This window comes from Treponema primitia ZAS-2, assembly GCF_000214375.1.
GTDB classification, from domain to species: domain Bacteria; phylum Spirochaetota; class Spirochaetia; order Treponematales; family Breznakiellaceae; genus Termitinema; species Termitinema primitia.
Genome location: NC_015578.1, coordinates 3,389,309 through 3,408,682 on the forward strand (window position 1 = coordinate 3,389,309; position 19,374 = coordinate 3,408,682).

Annotated in this window: 15 protein-coding genes; 2 read left to right on the forward strand and 13 right to left on the reverse strand. The window is 52.3% G+C overall.

The features are described 5' to 3' along the window. Window positions 1–131 precede the first annotated feature (131 nt). The 6 genes from TREPR_RS14610 to TREPR_RS14635 all read right to left on the reverse strand — a co-directional run bounded on the left by TREPR_RS14610 (window position 132) and on the right by TREPR_RS14635 (window position 6,236). Window positions 132–1,256: a M24 family metallopeptidase gene (locus tag TREPR_RS14610; protein ID WP_015709118.1), complete on the reverse strand. Its 1,125-nt coding sequence runs from the start codon at window positions 1,254–1,256 to the stop codon at window positions 132–134. Between the two features lie 16 nt (window positions 1,257–1,272). Next, complete coding sequence (locus tag TREPR_RS14615) at window positions 1,273–2,094, reverse strand: aspartate dehydrogenase domain-containing protein (protein WP_015709119.1); 822 nt, start codon at window positions 2,092–2,094, stop codon at window positions 1,273–1,275. Then, the gene (locus TREPR_RS14620) at window positions 2,094–2,699 is read right to left on the reverse strand and encodes a pyroglutamyl-peptidase I (RefSeq protein ID WP_015709120.1); all 606 of its coding nucleotides are present in this window, start codon (window positions 2,697–2,699) and stop codon (window positions 2,094–2,096) included. Before TREPR_RS14620 ends, TREPR_RS14615 begins: the two co-directional genes overlap by 1 nt. 78 nt (window positions 2,700–2,777) lie before the next feature. Next, window positions 2,778–4,331 (reverse strand): ABC transporter substrate-binding protein, encoded by a 1,554-nt coding sequence (locus tag TREPR_RS14625; protein ID WP_015709121.1) that lies wholly within the window; start codon window positions 4,329–4,331, stop codon window positions 2,778–2,780. Window positions 4,332–4,392: 61 nt separating this feature from the next. Beyond that, on the reverse strand, window positions 4,393–5,277 hold the full coding sequence (locus TREPR_RS14630) for an ABC transporter permease (RefSeq protein ID WP_041611728.1): 885 nt from the start codon (window positions 5,275–5,277) through the stop codon (window positions 4,393–4,395). Between the two features lie 11 nt (window positions 5,278–5,288). Beyond that, a complete protein-coding gene (locus TREPR_RS14635) occupies window positions 5,289–6,236 on the reverse strand; it encodes an ABC transporter permease (protein ID WP_015709123.1) in 948 nt (315 codons plus the stop codon). Between the two features lie 121 nt (window positions 6,237–6,357). Here TREPR_RS14635 and TREPR_RS14640 point away from each other — a divergent pair, with 121 nt between their 5' ends. After that, window positions 6,358–7,338 carry an ABC transporter ATP-binding protein gene (locus TREPR_RS14640; RefSeq protein ID WP_015709124.1) on the forward strand — a complete coding sequence of 327 codons (981 nt, stop codon included), beginning with the start codon at window positions 6,358–6,360 and terminating at the stop codon, window positions 7,336–7,338. A 14-nt stretch (window positions 7,339–7,352) separates the two neighbouring features. Further along, on the forward strand, window positions 7,353–8,336 hold the full coding sequence (locus TREPR_RS14645) for an ABC transporter ATP-binding protein (protein ID WP_015709125.1): 984 nt from the start codon (window positions 7,353–7,355) through the stop codon (window positions 8,334–8,336). Between the two features lie 79 nt (window positions 8,337–8,415). On the opposite strand, the gene rpoC is transcribed toward TREPR_RS14645, so the two are convergent. From rpoC to nusG, 7 genes are all read right to left on the reverse strand, one after another. Further along, complete coding sequence (rpoC, locus tag TREPR_RS14650) at window positions 8,416–12,753, reverse strand: DNA-directed RNA polymerase subunit beta' (protein ID WP_015709126.1); 4,338 nt, start codon at window positions 12,751–12,753, stop codon at window positions 8,416–8,418. Window positions 12,754–12,782: 29 nt separating this feature from the next. After that, window positions 12,783–16,316, reverse strand: a complete 3,534-nt coding sequence (rpoB, locus tag TREPR_RS14655) for a DNA-directed RNA polymerase subunit beta (protein WP_015709127.1) — start codon at window positions 16,314–16,316, stop codon at window positions 12,783–12,785. A 140-nt stretch (window positions 16,317–16,456) separates the two neighbouring features. Next, window positions 16,457–16,843, reverse strand: a complete 387-nt coding sequence (rplL, locus tag TREPR_RS14660) for a 50S ribosomal protein L7/L12 (protein WP_015709128.1) — start codon at window positions 16,841–16,843, stop codon at window positions 16,457–16,459. 144 nt (window positions 16,844–16,987) lie between these two features. Further along, window positions 16,988–17,539, reverse strand: coding sequence for a 50S ribosomal protein L10 (gene rplJ, locus TREPR_RS14665; protein WP_015709129.1), 552 nt, complete (start codon window positions 17,537–17,539; stop codon window positions 16,988–16,990). A gap of 76 nt (window positions 17,540–17,615) precedes the next feature. Beyond that, window positions 17,616–18,296: a 50S ribosomal protein L1 gene (rplA, locus tag TREPR_RS14670; protein WP_015709130.1), complete on the reverse strand. Its 681-nt coding sequence runs from the start codon at window positions 18,294–18,296 to the stop codon at window positions 17,616–17,618. Further along, complete coding sequence (gene rplK / locus TREPR_RS14675) at window positions 18,293–18,724, reverse strand: 50S ribosomal protein L11 (protein WP_015709131.1); 432 nt, start codon at window positions 18,722–18,724, stop codon at window positions 18,293–18,295. Before rplK ends, rplA begins: the two co-directional genes overlap by 4 nt. 82 nt (window positions 18,725–18,806) lie before the next feature. Next, a complete protein-coding gene (gene nusG / locus TREPR_RS14680) occupies window positions 18,807–19,364 on the reverse strand; it encodes a transcription termination/antitermination protein NusG (protein WP_041611235.1) in 558 nt (185 codons plus the stop codon). Window positions 19,365–19,374 lie beyond the last annotated feature (10 nt).

Sequence of the window (19,374 nt, forward strand, 5' to 3'; positions counted from 1 at the left end):
CGGAGAAATACAGAATTGCTGGATAGCGGAGCCTATTACAAATAGGCCAAGAACAGAGTGTCACTTTTTCAATACTGCTGGGAAAGAGATTGTCCACTTTCCCAGCAGTATAGCAATAAAACTGTTGAAATCTACTTGATAAGCAGCAGTCCGGGGTTGAAGTTATCCGGTTCGGTCAGAATTATCGGGCCCTTTGCGCTTATTAAAACCAGATCTTCCAGATGGTACCGGTATCCGTCAAGGTGCAGGGCGTGTTCCACACAGACCACCATGTTTTCTTCCAGAGGCGCTCCATTGCCTGGGGCAAGCATAGGATATTCGTGAACCGTTAAGCCCAGGCCGTGGCCCTCGTGGACCCGTGCAAAGGGGAGACCCAGTTTCTCACAGCAGTCCTTAGCAGTAAAGAAGGGAGTATTAGCCGGGACTCCCACCTTACAGGATTCAATGGCCGCTATATAGGCCTTGCACATCCTGGAATACACGTCCTGATGTTTAGCGTTAGGAGCCCCAATAGTAAAGGTGCGGGCAAGATCCGAATTATAGTGTTTCAGAAGCCCACCGAAATCTATGCGGCCCAGTTCGCCGGCTTCTAGGGGCAGGTCCTGGGGAAGCCCATGGACCAGGATGGAACGTTTGCCGGTACCCATAACTAAAAATTCAATGGAGGAAAATCCTGCATCAATGAGGCCTCTGGCGGCCCGTTTGCTCAGATCAGTTTCCAAATCCCCGGGAGAGCTTTCCGCCAGGGCCTTCTCAAAGGCCTTGCGGGTGGCGATTCCCGCATTCTGGAGTTTCGTGATTTCTTCCGGTTCCTTGATAGAACGGATGGCCCCGAACAAATCTGTGCAGGGCTGGATATTAGCATCTGGGAGTAGGCGCTTAAGCTCAATATAGTACTGGGCGGAAAGGTAGTCCAGTTCGATGCCTATCCTTTTTTCCGCAAGGCCTCGTTCTTTCAGGGCGTCTACCAAAAATTGAATGGGAGATTCCTTGAATTCAAAGTAATAGCGTTTGTCCTTGATCCATACTTCATCCTCCACCGTATTTTCTTCGATAATACAGGCAATCATCACCGGGTCCTGGGCCAGGGGCAGTACGGCAATGGCCAGTCTGTCCCGCAGGGACTTTTGCGTCTCAATGAAGGTTTCTCCAAAATAAAGTACATTCTCCGGAGAGAGGGCAACCACCACATCGAATTTATCCGCCATTTTCTGTTTGATCTTATCATATCTTTTTGATACGCCGGAATTCCGCATTTTGCTTCTCCTTCTTTTAATACCCAAGTTTTATTGGGGATGTATATTTTTTCAACGCCGCGATGGCGCCCAGCAGGGCAAGATAGGAACTGCGCTTGTTCGGGCTAGGCAGCAGTTTCAGTTCGCACTTCATTTCGCCGAATTTACCTTTGAGCCATATTTCCTGCTGAATAACTGTGGCCTTTGGATCGGCGATCATTTCCACCATGGTTTTTTCCGGGCCGAATCCGGAGAGAGCCATGGCTGCAGCGATATTAACGTTTTGGGGGAAATGTTTCACCGCATCAAACACATTGCCCCGAAAGACCAGTGTCGGTTCAGTGAGAGCATCCAGCGCAATGTTGTTGTTTTTAATATAGGGCGCGTCTTTTAAACCAGTGGGGTTTTTAGTACTCCGGATTACCGCTTCTTCCAGCCCCGCAATAACGCCAGCGGCGGCAATATTCAGCCCCGTAACGGCTCCCGCAGGAATGTATATGACCGCTCCGGTTTTTTCCGCCTCCTGAGCCAGAGCGTCCAGAAAACCCGGATCGATAAGGCCTCCGACGCTCATCATCATAAAGTCCCGTCCGGCGGAGAGTATTTTTTTCCCGTAGGCCCGAACCGCCGCCGGGTTAGCGGCTTCCACCACTAGGTCTATATCTGCGGTAATAAATTTTTCAAAGTCATCGTAATAGTCTATAGGATTCGCCGAACTTTGCCTGAGGGCTGCTAAGCCCGGAGGCTCCGTTCTGCCCAATACGGCCCTAAGCTGAGCATTGGGTATGGCGCCCTCAAGGATGGCCGTCGCAATCCCACCACCGATATTTCCGAGGCCGATGATGCCGATTTTTTTCATTATTCCCCCAGAACCTTTAGGGCTGTTTCCACGCCACGGGCAAGATATTCCACATCAAAGGACTTAACCAGTCGCCGAGGATGCTGATGATGGGAAGGCACATGAATGAAGCCCCCCATCATTTTTGGATACTTGGTATTAATGAGATGCATGATGCAATAGAGGGCGTTATTGCAACCGATGGCTCCGGCGGTCAAGGATATTTCGCTGGGATACTCTTCTTTTTTCAGAGCCTCCAACATTTTTAAAATAGGCAGATTGGTAAAATACCCATCCGCCCCACGCTCCACAATGGTTCGGTGTTTGGGCAGAAAGCCATCGTCATCCAGGGCCCAATCCCGTTCTTCATTTTGATAATTGATACCGATTTTTTCCAGAGAAATAACTTCCCTGCGCAGAGCCTGCCCCATACAAATAAAGGCGTCGGGATTATATTTTTCGATTAATTTTTCCATGTAGGGGATAGTAGTATGATAATTGCCTATCATATCTTCCGGGATGATCTCCACCTTGCCAACCTTCCGGTTCAGGGCATTTTTTACTTCATAGGAGGTATTGACCGGATGGCTCTTACTAGTCTGAAAGCCTGTAATTAAAACACGCAAAATTTTGCTCCTTATTTTTGCGCTCTCGCCGGGTAGACACAGAACGGTTGTCCTGTGTCTACCCGGCGGTTAGGGTTACTATTTCCAGCTCATGTATTGGGCAAGGACGCCCACGAACCGGTTATACGTAGAATTTTGTAGACCACTGGTAACGGCCCAAACTTTCTGAGGATAATAGAGGGGTACGAAATAGGCCTGATCCGCCACATAGGTTAGGATCTGGTGATAGAGATTCTTTCTCACCGTAAGATCCTGATCCGAAGCGGCGTCGAGGCACCATTTGTCCAACTGGGGATCATTAATATTAAAATAATTCAGATAGGTGGTAGACTGGAACATCATGGTGGAATGATGGGCGTCCTGTCCCAGGTTTACGCTGGTAACCGCCAGGGCATAATTCTTTTTCTGGTAATCCTGGTTAAAACCGCTGGTTTCCATCACATTCACACTGGTGGTGATGCCGATAGCCTTTAAATCCTCAAGGATTACCTCGGCGGCCTTTCTGAATTTCCCATCCTTGGTAAGGATGGGAGGAATATCCAGGCCGTTTGCATAGCCCGCATCAGCGAGCAATTGCTTGGCTTTGGCGGGATCGTATTCGTAATATTTAGCATCCTCGGTGTACCCGAACATACCCTTGTTGGCCACACTGTTTGCGTGGTTGGCATAGCCTTCTTCGCAGGCCTCAATAACAAAATCACGGTCGATGGCATAGTTTAAAGCCTGGCGAACTCGGATATCCTGGAAAGCTGGAAAGGTTTCATTGATCCCCATGTAGTATACATTGCCGCTCTCCCCGGAGAAAATATCCAACTGGGGATTATCCAGAATGCTTTGGATGTTGTTCATAGGAAAATCCCGGGAAAGGTTCAGTTCCCCGCTTTCCAGGGCAATTAACTGGGTGGTGGGATCCGGAATAATTTTAAAGATAAGATTTTTAATCGGCGGCTTAGGGCCGTAGTACTGATCAAAAATGGTAAAGACAGCCTTGTCTCCGGGGGTATATTCCACCATCTTGTAGGGGCCCGTACCGATCATGGTTTTGGTTAAATCAATGGTACCCCCTGCGGCGGAAGCGGCGGGGAGTATTTTGAGATTTATCCCCACGAAATACAGAAAGGGACTGTAGTTGCTGATCAATTTTACCTTTACGGTGGTATCGTCAATCACTTCGGTAGTATCGATATAGTTACAGCTCAGGGTCATCCTTCCGGTTTTTTTACCCACATCCAAGCTATATTTAACATCTTTTGCGGTCAGTTTTGATCCGTCATGAAAGTAGACATCATTGCGGAGATGCAGGGTATAGGTGAAGGTGGCGTCATCGTAATCCCAGGAAGTAACGATCAGGGGTTCCACATTTCCCGCAAGGTCAGAGGTGACCAGGGATTCGTAGGCGTTGCTCTGTACTTCGTTGGTAACGATAGTGGTAGACAATAGAGGGTCCAGGGTCTGGAGATCACTAGCCAGTGAGATGACCACCGTATCTTGCTTGGTTACCAGTGGATTTTCTCTGGCGCTCAATTTTCCTCTCGTACTCTCACTCCCGGTTGTTTGGGTGGTCTTGGAACCACTACAGGACATTACCAGCAGCAAAGTAACTGTTAAGAACAGAATGGAAATTTTTTTCATAAAACACTCCTTTTGATTTTCTTAATTAAGATTAATTTTTAAAATTAATCAAAAACCACAATTATTGTTTCATCCTGGGATCTAAGGCATCCCGCAGTCCATCACCAATGGTGTTGAACGAAAAAACGGAGAGGGCGATGAACAACCCGGGGATGATAATAAGATAGGGATTGGTCATCATAAATTCCCGGGCCTCGGAAAGCATGGCCCCCCATTCGGGTATAGGGGGCTGCACCCCGAGGCCGATAAAGCTCAACCCCGCTGCGGTAAGGATGATCCGTGCCACCGATACGGTGGCCTGGACGATAATGGGACCGATAATGTTGGGAAAAATGTGACGGATAATAATACGCCGGTTGGAGGCCCCCCCAACCCGGGCGGCTTCCACATATTCATCTTCGGCAGCGCCAATCACCATGGATCGAGTTACCCGGGTAAACCGAGGAATTTCCGCAATGGTCATGGCCATCACTAAATTTTGTATACTGGGTCCCAGCGCCGCCACAATGGCAATATTCAGCAACATTGAGGGGATGCTGACGATGACATCAATGATCCGCATTACCGCATGATCCAGGGCTCCACCGTAAAAACCGGTGATAGAACCCAGAATACCCCCCAGGACCAGGGACATGGCGGTGGTGCTGAATCCGATTAACAGGGATACCCGGCTGCCATGGATAATGCGGGCAAACACATCCCGACCCACCGTATCGGTGCCGAACCAATGGGCTGCGCTGGGTTTTTTAAGCCGCTCCGTACGATTCTGGTGGATAACCTGCATTTCGTAGTTGGCGATGGTATCTGCAAAGACCACCATCAATATGAGGCAGATGAAAATAGCTAAACCGGTCATGGCAAGCTTGTTCTTCCGGAACACCTGCCAAAATTCTTTAAACTGTTTTTTTCGCCGTTCCCAGAGGAGTTGTCTATTCTGCCACACCATACGCTCCCCCATCAATGACCGCCGGTTTGGGGAACTGAATATTTTGTCCTGAGCCGGGGATCTAGGAACGCGTAGAGGATATCCACCAGGAGCATGACCAGACACACCAAGGTAGCAATAAGCAGGGCCGTCCCCTGTATCTGGGGTACATCCTGATTACGGATGGAGTTGAGCATCAGGGTGCCGATACCAGACATGGAAAAAACGGTTTCTACCAGTACAGTGCCCCCTAAAAGATAGCCAAAGTCCATGCCGATGACGGTGATTACCGGCATAAGGGCGTTTTTTAATCCATGTTTCCAGGTAACCGCCCCCTTGGAGGCGCCTTTGGCTTTGGCAGTTCTGATGTAGTCTTTCTTCATGGTCTCCAGCATAGTGGAACGCATGAGCCGCATAATTTGGGCGGCAGTGGGCAGAGACAATACCACTGTGGGCAACACATAGTGCCGCCAGGCGCCAATCCCGTTGGAGGGCAGCCACTTGAGTTTTAAGGCAAAAACGAGCATGAAGATCATCCCCAACCAGAACCGGGGCATGGAGGCAAAGATGATAGCCCCGGTGGTACAGCTCACATCAAGGACGCTGTAAGGCCGGGTGGCAGAGATGATACCCAGGATTATTCCTAGGGCAGCGGACAGGAAGATGCTGCAGCTTGCCAAACGCAGAGTTACGGGAAACTTCAGGGCAATTTCATTGATTACCGGACGGTTGGTACGCCAGGATATGCCTAGATCGCCGTGAACGGCCTTACTGATATATTTGACGTATTTAAGAGCCAGGGGGTCGTAGAACCCGAGCTGCTCATTATAGGCGCGGATAACCTCCGGGGGGGCTTCCTGTCCTAGAGACATCGTTCCTGGATCGCCGGGAGTGAAGGAAAGGATTACAAAAATGATAAAGGATACGCCAAACAGGGTCGGTATCATCATGAGCAACCTCTTTTGAATATACCTGAACATGCTTATCCCCTAAAAATGTTTACAAATGATAGCCTCCACCGGCTTTTCTGTCAATAGAAGGTATCCCCCCTGGATTTTACCCAAGAACCGTATTATACTCCTATTCCTATAGGAAAAATGGATGAGCATTCTGGAAATCAAGAATTTAGCTGTATCTTTTTCTGTCAACGGAAACCGTTTCCGTACGGTCAACGGCGTTGATCTTTCGGTGGATTCCGGGAAAATCCTGGGTATCGTAGGAGAAAGCGGCTGCGGCAAAACTCTGACATCCCTGTCCATCATGGGCTTGATTCCCTTCCCAGGGAAAATAGACCAGGGAGCAATTCTCTTTGAGGGGGATGATCTTCTGCAATACAACGAGGCCGCCCTGCGAAAACTGCGGGGCAGTCGTATTTCCATGATTTTCCAGGAACCCATGACCTCTCTGAACCCAGTATTTACCGTTGGTCACCAGATTACCGAGGTTTTTCATATTCACCAAAGGGACATCCCAAAAATGGAGGTCAAAAAAGCCGCCATGGAGATGCTGCGGGTGGTGGGCATTACCGCCCCTGAAAAAACCTTTCATACGTATCCCCACCAGCTTTCCGGGGGTATGCGGCAACGGGTGATGATTGCCATGGCCCTGGCCTGCAGGCCCCGTCTGCTGATTGCCGATGAACCTACTACCGCCTTGGATGTTACCATTCAGGCACAGGTATTGGAATTGATCAAGGAACTCCGGAGAAAATTCGACACTGCAATTTTGTTTATCACCCATGATCTGGGAGTTATTGCGGAAGTCTGCGATCAGGTGGCGGTGATGTACGCCGGGTATGTGGTTGAGGAAGCCCCGGTGAAAGAACTCTTCGCCACGCCTCTCCACCCCTATACCCAGGGGCTTATAGCGTCCATCCCCAATTTGAATGAAGAAAAGGAATTGCTCTACACCATTAAAGGGACCATTCCTTCTCCCACAGATATGCCCGAGGGTTGTCGATTCCATCCCCGGTGTCCCCGGGCCTGTGAAGTCTGCCGCCGGGAAACTCCGGAACTGCGGGAATATGTGGCGAGCCACCACCTTCGCTGCTGGCTGGTTCCGGAGAGTACCATATTAAGCTGAGAGAGGAAGGGTATATGGCCGAGGAAATTCTCAGGGTATCCCATTTATCAAAACGATTCCGACAGGCGGGATCTCCTCCAGTTCAGGCAGTTTCGGATGTTTCCTTTTCCGTTAACGCCGGAGAAACTTTTGGCATTGTGGGGGAAAGCGGCTGCGGAAAATCAACTACCGGACGGCTGCTTCTACGTTTATTTGAACCCTCGGGGGGTGATGTTTTTTTTGAAGGAAAAAATATCCTTACTTATAATAAAAAAGAAATGCTGGAGTTCCGTAAGAAAACCCAGATGATTTTTCAGGACCCCTTTGCCTCCTTGAACCCCCGGATGACCATTAGGGACATTATTGCGGAGCCCCTGATCTGCTGTACCGATATGGCCACTGATGAACGCCAGCAGCGAGTAGAAGAACTGTTGAACCTGGTTGGCCTTGATCTCGGTTATGAAAATCGCTATCCCCACGAATTCTCTGGGGGACAGCGGCAGCGAATTTGTATCGCCCGTGCCTTGGTTCTGAACCCCAAGCTGGTTATCTGCGATGAGGCAGTGTCCGCATTGGATGTTTCTATTCAATCCCAAATATTGAATTTACTCCGGGAATTGCAGCAACGCATGGGATTGACCTATATTTTTATTTCTCACAACCTTAGTGTGGTCAAACATATTTCAGACCGTATTGGGGTGATGTATCTGGGGCGGCTGGTGGAATTGGCCGGCAAGCATACCCTCTTTGATAATCCCCTGCATCCCTACTCACAGGCGCTTTTATCCGCCATACCAGAACCTAATCCCGCGCGGGATAAAAATAGGATTATCTTAACCGGGGATATTTCAAGTTCTTATTATCCCCCTTCTGGCTGTCCTTTCCATACCCGCTGTTTTAAGAAGCTGCCGGAGGGGTACGGGAACAGCTCCATCTGCGATACTCTGTCGCCCTCATGGAATGCAGTGACTCCTGAACATACCGTAGCCTGCCATCACTATCAGCCCCCTGAGTCTTAGAATCCGGGATCCAAATAAAAAACCGGCATTTAACACACCCGTTAAACGCCGGTTCATCTTACACTTAAGCTCTCCCTTTCTATTCCTCGCTATCCTCAGCATCGGGCGAAAAATCTTCCTCTTCCTCAGGCTCGGCGACCTTTTCCAGCTTCCGCTGTTCCAGAATCTCCTGCATCTGCACGTCCAGATCCTGCTGCTCTTCGTCGAACAGTTTTACTGCACGATAGCGCTTCATTCCGGTACCGGCTGGTATGGGGTGGCCGATGATGATGTTTTCCTTGAGGCCCCGGAGGTAGTCGGTCTTTCCCGCAATAGCCGCGTTGGTCAGCACCCGGGTGGTTTCCTGGAAGCTGGCCGCTGAAAGGAAGGATTCGATGTTCAGGCTGGCCTTGGTGATGCCCTGGAACATGGGCCGGGCTACCGCGGGCTGGCCGCCTTCGGATAGGACCCGGGCGTTCTCTTCGTGGAACTGGTACTTGTCTACCATGGCCCCGAAGATAAACTTAGTGTCCCCTACCGCTACAATCTCTACCTTCCGCATCATCTGGCGTATGATAACGCCGATGTGCTTATCGTTGATGGATACGCCCTGGAGGCGGTACACCTGCTGGATTTCGTCCATCAGGTAGCGCTGGAGGGTGGATTCGCCCAGGATGTGCAGCACGTCGTGGGGGTTCTTGGCGCCCACGCAGAGGGGTTCGCCGGCTTCCACCGTGTCCCCGTCCCGCACCTGGAGACGCTTGGTCATGGGAATGAGGTGCTTGTACTCCTTCCCGAAATCGTCCGCAATGGTCACTACCCGCTTGCCCTTAACAATGCCCTTGAAGTACACGGTACCGGAAACTTGTGCCAGAACCGTGGGGCTTTTGGGCTTGCGGGCTTCGAAGAGTTCGCTGACCCGGGGAAGGCCGGAGGTGATGTCCATGGCTTTGGCGGATTCTTTCAGGGTCTTGGCGATGATACGCCCAGCCTTGATCTTGGTCCGTTCTTCAGGTTTGCCTTCCTGGTTGTCCGGGGGGGTTACCCATTCGTCCACCTGGATATAGGCGCCGCCGGGGAGGAAGTAGGAGGCCACCTCGTTTCCGTCATCATCGGTGATGAAGATACGGGGCTGCTTGCTTTCCAACTGGTATTCGGTGATCCGCTTTTCAGTGTTCCCGGTTTCCTCGTCCAGCTCTTCCTTGAGGGTGGTGCCGGGGAGTATGTCCTCGTAGTTTACGTAACCGGAAGCTTCGGCAATGATGGGGTCCGAGAAGGGGTCGAAGGTGGCGATGGTCTTTTCCGCCTCCACCACTGTACCTTTGGCGACCATGAATTCGGAACCGTTACGGATTTCAATTTTCTGATCCTGCCCGATGAGGTAGAGGGTCTTTTCCGCACCCTCACCGAGAACCAATGCATAGGCGATTACCGGGGAGAGTATGTCCTTCCCGCTCCGCTTGATGATGGGCGCATCCTGGGTAACCCGCTTGCCGTTTTCGGCCAGGAGTTTATCCCCGCTTTCCAGCTTGTATTCCTTCATGACCTTGTTGACCGTGGCGTGTCCCTTACGGGAGAAGAGCCAGCGGCCGCTTTCAAGTTCTACGTGGACACCCACAACATCCCTGATATAAACCGGGTACTTGAGGAAGGTCCGGTTTTCTTCGCTGATCTTGGTAGCCGCCCCTCCGATATGGAAGGTACGCATGGTAAGCTGGGTACCGGGCTGGCCGATGGACTGGGCTGCAATGGTTCCCACCGCTTCCCCAATGTCCACGGACCTGTTGGTAGCAAGGTTGCGGCCGTAACAACGGCGGCAAACCCCGTGCTTGGCTTCGCAGGTCAGGACCGTCCTGATCCTGACGGATTCCACGCCGGCTTTTTCAATGGCTTCGGCAATGGCCTCGGTAATTTCTTCGTTCACGTCGATGATCATTTCCCCGGTGATGGGGTGCTTGACCCGTTCCAGGGTATAGCGGCCCACGATACGATCGCTCAGGGGCTCCACAATATCCTCGCCGTCTTTTATCGCGGAATAGGAAATACCGTTGATGGTACCGCAGTCGTCATCGTTGACCACCACGTCCTGGGCGATATCCACCAGCCGCCGGGTCAGGTAGCCCGCCTCGGCGGTTTTCAGGGCCGTATCCGCAAGCCCCTTCCGGGCGCCGTTGGTGGAGATGAAAAACTCGATAACCGAAAGGCCCTCTTTGAAGTTGGACCGTATGGGCAACTCGATGATCTGCCCCGAAGGTTTGGCCATGAGGCCCCGCATACCCGCAAGCTGACGTATCTGGTTGCGGCTACCACGGGCGCCTGAGTTGGCCATCATATAGATTGAGTTGAACCCGTCATGGTCTGCTTCCAGGGTCTTCATCATGGTATCGGTCAGATCTTCGTTGGTCTTGTTCCACACATCAACTACGCGGTCGTAGCGTTCCTGCTGGGTAATGTGCCCGGCCTTCCACTGCCTCTGAATAGCGTCAACTTCCTTGTTGGCCTTTTCGATCATCTCGGGCTTTTCTTTGGGCACCAGAATGTCATCCACACCAATGGTGGCGCCGAAAACGGTGGCGTACTTGTAACCCGTAGCTTTAATAACGTCCAGCATCTTTACGGTGGTCCAGGAACCATTTTCGGCAAAGACATATTCAATAAGGCTGCGGAGTTCCTTATCCTTGAGTTCGTAATTAATAAAGGGGATCTCCGGGGGCATTTCCTCGTTGAACACCAGGCGCCCGGCGGTGGTCTCAATAAAACGGTCGTCCCCGGCAGGGGCCAGACGGCCTACCTTGTCCCAGATGGGGAGCTTGGGAGCCTTCACTTTAATGAGCGCTTCCCAGTCCAGGGACTTGGCTTCCACCGCCATGAGTATCTCTTCAGTAGAAGAGTAGCGCCGGCCCCAGCCCTTGGAGTTGGGCCTGATCCGGGTGAGGAAGTTGATCCCCAGAACCATGTCCTGGGAGGGGAACACGATGGTTTTGCCGTTGGCGGGGTTGAGGAGGTTCCGGGCGCTGAGCATCAGGGTCCAGCATTCCATCTGGGCCGCCTGAGTCAGGGGCACGTGAACCGCCATCTGGTCTCCGTCAAAGTCGGCGTTAAAAGCATGGCAAACCAGGGGGTGAAGCTTGATGGCCTTCCCCTCAACCAGGACCGGCTCAAAGGCCTGGATGCCCAATCGGTGCAGGGTGGGAGCGCGGTTAAGCAGCACCGGATGTTCCTTCACCACCTCGTCCAGGATGGCGAAGACCTCCGGGGTCTCCTGCTCCACCAGCATCTTTGCTTTCTTGATATTGTAAACCACGTCTTTATCGACGAGTTTTTTCATGATAAAGGGCTTGAACAGTTCCAGTGCCATTTTAGTGGGAAGCCCGCACTGCCACATCTTGAGATCCGGCCCTACGGTAATAACACTGCGGCCCGAATAGTCAACCCGCTTGCCCAGCAGGTTCTGCCGGAACCGACCCTGCTTACCTTTGAGCATATCGCTGATGGACTTGAGGGGCCGGTTGGAGGCGCCCTTCACCACCCGCTTTTTCTTGGAATTGTCAAACAGGGCGTCCACCGCTTCCTGGAGCATACGCTTTTCATTCCGGATGATGATGTCCGGCGCATTCAGGGTCTGGAGCCGTTTAAGCCGGTTATTCCGGTTAATAACCCTGCGGTACAGATCGTTCAGATCGCTGGTGGCGAAGCGGCCGCCGTCGAGCTGCACCATGGGCCGCAGTTCCGGGGGTATCACTGGGATTACGTCCAGGATCATCCACTCAGGTTTATTGGTGGAATTGCGGAAGTTCTCCACAATATCTATGCGCTTCAGGAGCCGCTTATCGCTTTTGGCGCCCTTTTCGATCATCTTGGCCCGGAGATCGATGGCCATCTGATCCAGGTTGAGGTTTTCCAGCAGGGTCCTAACCGCCTCGGCGCCCATACCCGCAGAGAAGCCCTGACCATACCGGTCCTGGGCCTCGTAGTATTCCTCTTCGGTGAGGAGCTGGTTCTTCTTTAAGTCAGTGTCCCCGGAATCAATGACCACGTACTTTTCGTAGTAAAGCACCGAGCGCAGGGCAGCTAAGGGGAGATCCAGGAGCAGCCCCATACGGCTGGGCACGGAGCGGTAGTACCAGATATGGGACACCGGGGCGGCCAGTTCAATGTGGCCCATACGTTCCCGGCGCACCTTGAAGTGGGTCACTTCAACCCCGCAGCGATCGCAGATAACGCCCTTGTACCGGATGGACTTGAACTTTCCGCAGTAACACTCCCACTCCTTGGTGGTCCCGAAAATGCGTTCGCAAAAAAGGCCGTCCTTCTCAGGGCGCAGGGTCCGGTAGTTAATCGTCTCCGGCTTCTTCACTTCCCCATAGGACCAGGCCCGGATCATCTCCGGGCTGGCCAGCTTTATCATAATCGAATCAAAATCCTGTATGTCACGCATCCTGTTCTCTCCTCATTAAAAATCAACAGCTAAAAGTTCGACCCACTTTTGGTTATCAGTTCCTCATCACGTTCCGTGAGGGGGATCTGTTTTCCCTTGGCGTCGTAGATGGTCATGTCCAGGGCAAGGCCCCGCAGTTCCTGTACCAGTACGTTGAAGGATTCGGGGATACCCGCCGTGGTGGAAGGTTCGCCCTTTACAATGGCTTCGTAAATCTTGGAGCGGCCCGTCATATCGTCGGACTTGATGGTCAACAGTTCCTGCAAGGTATTGGCCGCGCCGTAGGCTTCCAGGGCCCAGACTTCCATTTCTCCCAGACGCTGGCCGCCGAACTGGGCCTTGCCGCCCAGGGGCTGCTGGGTAACCAGTGAGTAGGGGCCCGTGGAACGGGCGTGCATCTTGTCATCCACCAGGTGATGGAGTTTGAGGAAGTAGATTATCCCGCAGAAAATCTGATTTACAAAGGCTTCCCCGGTGCGGCCGTCACGGAGTACGGTCTTGGAAGAAACCGGGAGCCCCGCTTCCTTGAGCTTATCTTCGATCTGCTCAGTGGAGGGGGACTGAAATACCGGTGCTGAATACCACTCGTTCAGGGTGGATCCCGCCCAGCCCAGTTCGGTTTCCAAAAGCTGGCCTATGTTCATACGGGACGGTACACCCAGGGGGGTCAGGCACAGGTCCAAAGGAGTGCCGTCTTCCATGTAGGGCATATCTTCTTCGGGCAATATCCGGGCCACAACGCCCTTGTTGCCGTGGCGGCTTGCCATCTTGTCACCTTCACGGAGTTTCCGCTTGGTGGCGATGAGGGCTTTGACTACTTCGTCCACACCGGGGTTAAGGTCGTCCCCTTCGGAACGTTTCAGCCGCTGTATGTCGATGATAGTTCCCTCAATACCGTGGGGCACCCGAAGGCTTGAATCCCGCACTTCCTTGGCCTTTTCGCCGAATATCGAATTGAGGAGCTTGAATTCCGGGGTGGTCTCGGTTTCGCTTTTGGGGGTTACCTTTCCTACCAGGATATCCCCGGATCTGACCTTGGCGCCCACCCGGATAATGCCTTCCGCATCCAGGTTGTCCAGGCTCTTTTCCGAGGTGTTAGGGATGTCCCGGGTGATCTTCTCAGGCCCCAGCTTGGTCTCCCGAACCTCGGTGATAAATTCCTTGATATGGATGGAAGTAAACATATCGTCCTTCACCACCCGCTGGGAGATGAGGATCGAGTCTTCGTAATTGTACCCGTTCCAGGGCATGAAACCCACCAGGATGTTCCGGCCCAGGGCCAATTCCCCAAAACGGGTAGCGGGACCGTCGGCAATGACTTGGCCTGCCACAATTTTCTCCCCCAGTTTTACTACCGGCCGCTGGTTGTAGCAGGTATCCTGGTTGGTCCGCTGGTACTTCACCAGCCGGTATTCATCCAGACCATCTGCATTGGTTTCAGGAATTTTGGGGGCATTTTTCCCGGATTCATCGGGTTTAATGATAATTTCATGGGAGGTGACCCGCACCACGGTCCCGTTCCGCCGGGCCTTGGCCAGGACACCGGAATCGTAGGCGCACTTCCCTTCCATGCCCGTGCCCACCCGGGGTGCCTCGGGGAACACCAGGGGCACTGCCTGACGCTGCATGTTGGAACCCATCAGGGCCCGGTTGGCGTCGTCATGTTCCAGGAAGGGGATCAGGGATGCTGAAACCGAGATGATCTGTTTGGGGGACACGTCCATGTACTGGATTTCTGCGGGTCCCCTGGTGGTATAGTCCCCCTGGCGACGGCAGGAAATCTGTTCGTCCGCAAAAGAACCGTTATTGTTCAGTTTTGCTGAGGCCTGGGCTATGTAGTACCGGTCCTCATCCATGGCGGACAGGTACTCAATATCCCTGGTGGCAACCCCGTCAGCTACCTTGCGGTAGGGGGTTTCCAGGAAGCCGTATTCGTTCACCCGGGTATAGTTCGCCAGGGACACGATGAGGCCGATATTCGGCCCTTCCGGGGTTTCAATGGGGCACATGCGGCCGTAGTGGGTATAGTGAACATCCCGGACCTCAAAGCCTGCCCGGTCACGGGAAAGCCCCCCGGGGCCCAGGGCATTGAGCCTCCGCTTATGGGTCAGCTCTGCCAGGGGGTTAACCTGGTCCATGAACTGGGAGAGCTGGCTGGAGCCGTAGAATTCTTTTATGGCAGCCACCACAGGCTTGATGGAAATCAGGTCCTGGGGCTTGATGGTGTCCGTTTCTTTCAGGCTCATCCGCTCCTTGGCAATCCGTTCCATGCGGCTGAAGGCGGTCTTCATGGCATTGGCCATAAGCTCCCCAACCGAGCGCACCCGGCGGTTACCCAGGTGGTCGATATCGTCAAAACTTTCGTCCCCCACATATACCTTGATGAGAAACTTCATGGTCTCAATGATGTCCCGCTTGGTAAGGGTAAAATCTTCCAGGGGTGGCCGGATATCAAATTTCTTGTTGAGCTTATACCGCCCCACCTTTCCTAAATCGTACCGGCGGGAGGTAAAGAACATCCCTAAGAGGTCCTTCTCCGCCTGTTCCACGGTGATGGATTCTCCGGGCATGAGCACCTGATAAACCGACGAAAGGGCGTCTTCTCTGGCAAGTTCATCCCGGGTAGGATCTTCTTTGACAATTTTGATCTCTTCCCGTTCAAAACAGTTAATCAGCATTGGTGAATTGAGAGACCCTTCGGCCTCAAAATTAATAACCTCCACAGAAGTAACCCCGCTGCTCAGGAATTCATCAATATTGTGGGGGTGTAGTTTTTCTCCCGCACGGTAGAGTTTCTTTCGTTCTTCACCTTCGGCGCCGTCAATCCACACATTTGCTGCGAGGATCTTTCCGGAGAACAGTTCCCTGGTTTCCCGGTCATCCTTCACTTCCAGAGTTTCTGTTTTATAGAAGGCGGCGATGATTTCTTCCCGGCTTTCATAGCCCAGGGCCCGGAGAAAAATAGTGCCCAGGATACGTTTCTTCCGGTCGATCTTTGCGTAGATTAGCTCCCGCTTCTGGTCAATCTCAAATTCCAGCCAGGAACCCCGGTAGGGGATGATCCGGGAAGAGTAGATACCCTTCTCATGGCTGAAGATAACCCCGGGAGAACGGTGTATCTGGGAAACCACTACCCGTTCCGCTCCGTTTATGATAAAGGTGCCCCGCTCGCTCATGATCGGGATATCACCCATGTAAATGTCCTTCTGACGGATTTCACCGGTTTGCTGGAAGATCAGGTTGATCCGCGCCTTAAGGGGTACCGCATAGGTCAGGCCCTTCTGTTTGCAATCCTGTTCAGAAAATTTTATATTGTCCTCATCAAGAGTGTAGTATTCGTATTCCAAGGTCATATCACCGTTGGGACTCTCAATGGGGAAGGTTGCTCTGAATACCTCTTCCAAGCCCTGCTGTTCCGGGGCTTCTTTATTACGCAGCCGTTCCCGCTGAAGAAACCGTTCGTAGGAATGGAGCTGGATGTCAATGAGATCCGGAAGATCCATCACGTCCTGGATATCCTTTCCGATGTATGTTCGTTTTGTAATTGCTTTTCCTTTTACCATGTCTTTACCCCCTGCTCCTAAAACAGAACAAGGCCCCGGTCAGAGACCGGAAGCCTCGGGCTGTCAGGGAAGCGGCCTCAAAAGAACCGCCTCCCAAACAATCCCTTGTTTGAGAAAAAAATGTTAGTTCACCAAATCTCTTACTGAATTTCAACCGTACCGCCGGCGGCAGTGACCTGTTCCTTAATCTTTGCAGCCTCATCCTTGGAAACATTTTCCTTAAGAGGCTTGGGAGCGCCCTCAACGAGGTCTTTCGCTTCCTTGAGACCAAGACCGGTAACAGCCCGGACCTCTTTGATGACCGCAATTTTCTTGGTGTCATCATAGGCCTTGAGAATAACATTGAATTCCGTCTTCTCCTCAACTGCTTCAGCAGCTGCAGGAGCGGCGCCTGCTGCGGCAATAGCCACAGGAGCCGCGGCGGAAACGCCGAATTTTTCTTCCATGGCTTTAACCAGTTCGGAAACCTCCAGAACGGTCATGGACGAAATCGCTTCAAGAATCTGATCTGTAGTAAGGGCTGCCATATTATCTTCTCCTAAATTACTATAACTATGTATTCCATACAGAACACATTCCGGAATTACATCCGGTTTAAAAACCCGACAGGAACGGCAGCTTGGGACTTTTCAAATCCCCCCGAAGCCTGACGGTATTAATACAAACGTTTCTTAAGCCGCTCCGCTCTCGGCTTTCTTGTCCCCCACTGCCTTAATGGTCCGTACCAGTCTGGCGTTGACATCGTTCAGGGCGGCAGCAAGATTCCGGGCAGGGCCGTTCATCACCGACATGAGCATGGAAATGAGCTCCAGCTTGCCGGGCAGTTTGGAGAACGCCTCTACCTGCTTGGCATCATACACCGAGGCGCCCACCAGGCCGCCCTTGACGTTCAGCGCCGGGGCGTCTTTGACAAAATCTATGAGTATCTTGGCGACCTCATTGGCATCCTTGGGGGCGATAGCCACCGCAGTAGGGCCGGTCAGGTAAGCCGACACTTCTCCGGGCGCGGAAAGCTGTTCAAAGGCGATCCGGGCAAAGTTGTTTTTGACAACTTTGTATTTAGCGTCCTTGGCGCGAAGCAGTTTCCGCAGATTCGTTATCTGTTCCACCGTTAGTCCCCGGTAATCGGTAAAGATAAAATCCGGGGCTGCGGAAAAATCTTCTTTTAACTCCGCAATAGCCGTAGTTTTAGCATCCTGTATCTTTTTTGCAACAATTGCCATCTATATTCTCCTTCTGAATGTTTGCTGCAACCGTTAGTTGCCCTGCAAACTTCTTAAATAAAAAAACGAAGTTTTTTTATTCCCCGTCTTTTATGGCGACCCATACACCGGGACCCATGGTGGAAGACACCGATACGGTTTCGACAAACTCACCTTTGGCATCCGCCGGGCGTTTCCGCTTGATCTCGGCGACCACCACCTGGATGTTTTCAGTAAGTTTTTCGCTGTCCATAGAAACTTTACCAATCGCCAAGTGCACTACCCCGGTCTTGTCGGCCCGGAATTCCACCCGGCCTTTCTTAAGCTCCGACAGGGCGCTTTTCAGGTCAAAGGTAACGGTCCCGGTCTTGGGATTGGGCATCAGGCCCCGACGGCCCAGAACCATACCGAGCTTACCAACGTCCTTCATCATATCCGGGGTGGCCACCGCCACATCAAAGTCCAACCAGCCGCCTTTGATCTTCTCGATCAAATCCTCGGCACCCACAAAAGTTGCCCCGGCTTCCTGGGCTTCCTTTTCCTTTTCCGCCTTGCAGAACACCAAGACCCGTTTTTCACCCCGGAATTGGTGGGGAAGTACCACCGTATCCCGGACAGACTGGCTCTTTTTCAAGGCGACCTTAATAGAAAGGTCCACGGTCTCGTCAAATTTGGCAGTTGCCAGGGATTTCACCTTGTCTACCGCCTCTTTCAGTTCGAAAACCGCAGTGGGATCGTACTTTTTAACGCTTTCGCGGTATTTTTTGCCGTGTTTCATTGCTCCACCTCGACACCCATGGACCGGGCAGTCCCGGCGATAATCCGCATGGCGGCATTAACATCGTTGGCCGACAGATCCGGCATCTTCAGTTTGGCGATTTCCTCGCACTTTGCCTTGGGCAGCTTCCCGACCTTGGTCTTATGGGATTCTGCGGAGCCCTTTTCCAGGCCAATGGCCTTTTTGATCAAAACCGCCGCAGGGGGGGTCTTGAGAATGAAGGTGAAGGTCTTATCCGCATATACGGTGATGACCACCGGGATGATAAGCCCCGGCTCCATGGTTTTCGTCCGGTCATTGAACTGCTGGACGAACTGAGGTGCGCTGACCCCGTGGGGTCCCAAAGCCGGTCCCACAGGCGGGGCTGGTGTAGCCTTTCCCGCCGGGCACTGCAACTTGACTAGAGCGGCAATCTTTTTCTTTGCCATGCATTACTCCTTTGTGGTCTACCCGGAGATGCCTCCCCGGGATAACGGATTTCAAACCGCAGTTTGAAACTCCTCCCACTGCCTATACTTTCTCCACCTGGAGGAGATCAACTTCCACCGGTGTGTTACGGCCGAAAATTCCGACCATAACCTTGAGTTTGTTCTTTTCCTGATTCACTTCTTCGATGGTCCCTGTGAAAGACTCAAAGGGGCCGTCGATAATCTTAACCTGTTCACCAGTCGCAAAGGACTGCCGGGCCCGGGCAGGGCGCTCGCCCTTAATCTCCCCGGATTTCTGGAGTATCCCCCGGGCCTCATCCCCGGTCAAAGGCTGGGGCCTCTTATCCGCCGGGGTCCCCACAAAGCCCGTAACCCCCTGGATCTTCTTGATTTTCGAGCAAGAAGTCTTCCAGTCCAGTTCAGGAAGGTCCATTTCCACCAGGATATACCCAGGCAGAAATTTCCGGGTCATGGTTCGCTTCTTCCCTTCTTTAACTTCCACTACCTCTTCGGAGGGTACCTTTATATCCCGAACTATTTCCTTATCCAAGTCCCCGGAGGCCGTCATCATGCGGATAGTTTTCTCTATTTTATTCTCATATCCGGAATAAGTATGAAGCACGTACCAACCAGTCGCCATATTGTACCTT

Excerpts from the sequence above, each read along its gene's own strand:
- rpoC (WP_015709126.1), bottom strand. The coding sequence starts at position 12,753 with ATGCGTGACATACAGGATTTTGATTCGATTATGATAAAGCTGGCCAGC.
- TREPR_RS14635 (WP_015709123.1), bottom strand. The coding sequence starts at position 6,236 with ATGTTCAGGTATATTCAAAAGAGGTTGCTCATGATGATACCGACCCTG.
- TREPR_RS14610 (WP_015709118.1), bottom strand. The coding sequence starts at position 1,256 with ATGCGGAATTCCGGCGTATCAAAAAGATATGATAAGATCAAACAGAAA.
- rplL (WP_015709128.1), bottom strand. The coding sequence starts at position 16,843 with ATGGCAGCCCTTACTACAGATCAGATTCTTGAAGCGATTTCGTCCATG.
- rplK (WP_015709131.1), bottom strand. The coding sequence starts at position 18,724 with ATGGCAAAGAAAAAGATTGCCGCTCTAGTCAAGTTGCAGTGCCCGGCG.
- TREPR_RS14645 (WP_015709125.1), top strand. The coding sequence starts at position 7,353 with ATGGCCGAGGAAATTCTCAGGGTATCCCATTTATCAAAACGATTCCGA.
- rplA (WP_015709130.1), bottom strand. The coding sequence starts at position 18,296 with ATGAAACACGGCAAAAAATACCGCGAAAGCGTTAAAAAGTACGATCCC.
- TREPR_RS14615 (WP_015709119.1), bottom strand. The coding sequence starts at position 2,094 with ATGAAAAAAATCGGCATCATCGGCCTCGGAAATATCGGTGGTGGGATT.
- rpoB (WP_015709127.1), bottom strand. The coding sequence starts at position 16,316 with ATGGTAAAAGGAAAAGCAATTACAAAACGAACATACATCGGAAAGGAT.
- TREPR_RS14630 (WP_041611728.1), bottom strand. The coding sequence starts at position 5,277 with ATGGTGTGGCAGAATAGACAACTCCTCTGGGAACGGCGAAAAAAACAG.
- TREPR_RS14625 (WP_015709121.1), bottom strand. The coding sequence starts at position 4,331 with ATGAAAAAAATTTCCATTCTGTTCTTAACAGTTACTTTGCTGCTGGTA.
- nusG (WP_041611235.1), bottom strand. The coding sequence starts at position 19,364 with ATGGCGACTGGTTGGTACGTGCTTCATACTTATTCCGGATATGAGAAT.
- TREPR_RS14640 (WP_015709124.1), top strand. The coding sequence starts at position 6,358 with ATGAGCATTCTGGAAATCAAGAATTTAGCTGTATCTTTTTCTGTCAAC.
- rplJ (WP_015709129.1), bottom strand. The coding sequence starts at position 17,539 with ATGGCAATTGTTGCAAAAAAGATACAGGATGCTAAAACTACGGCTATT.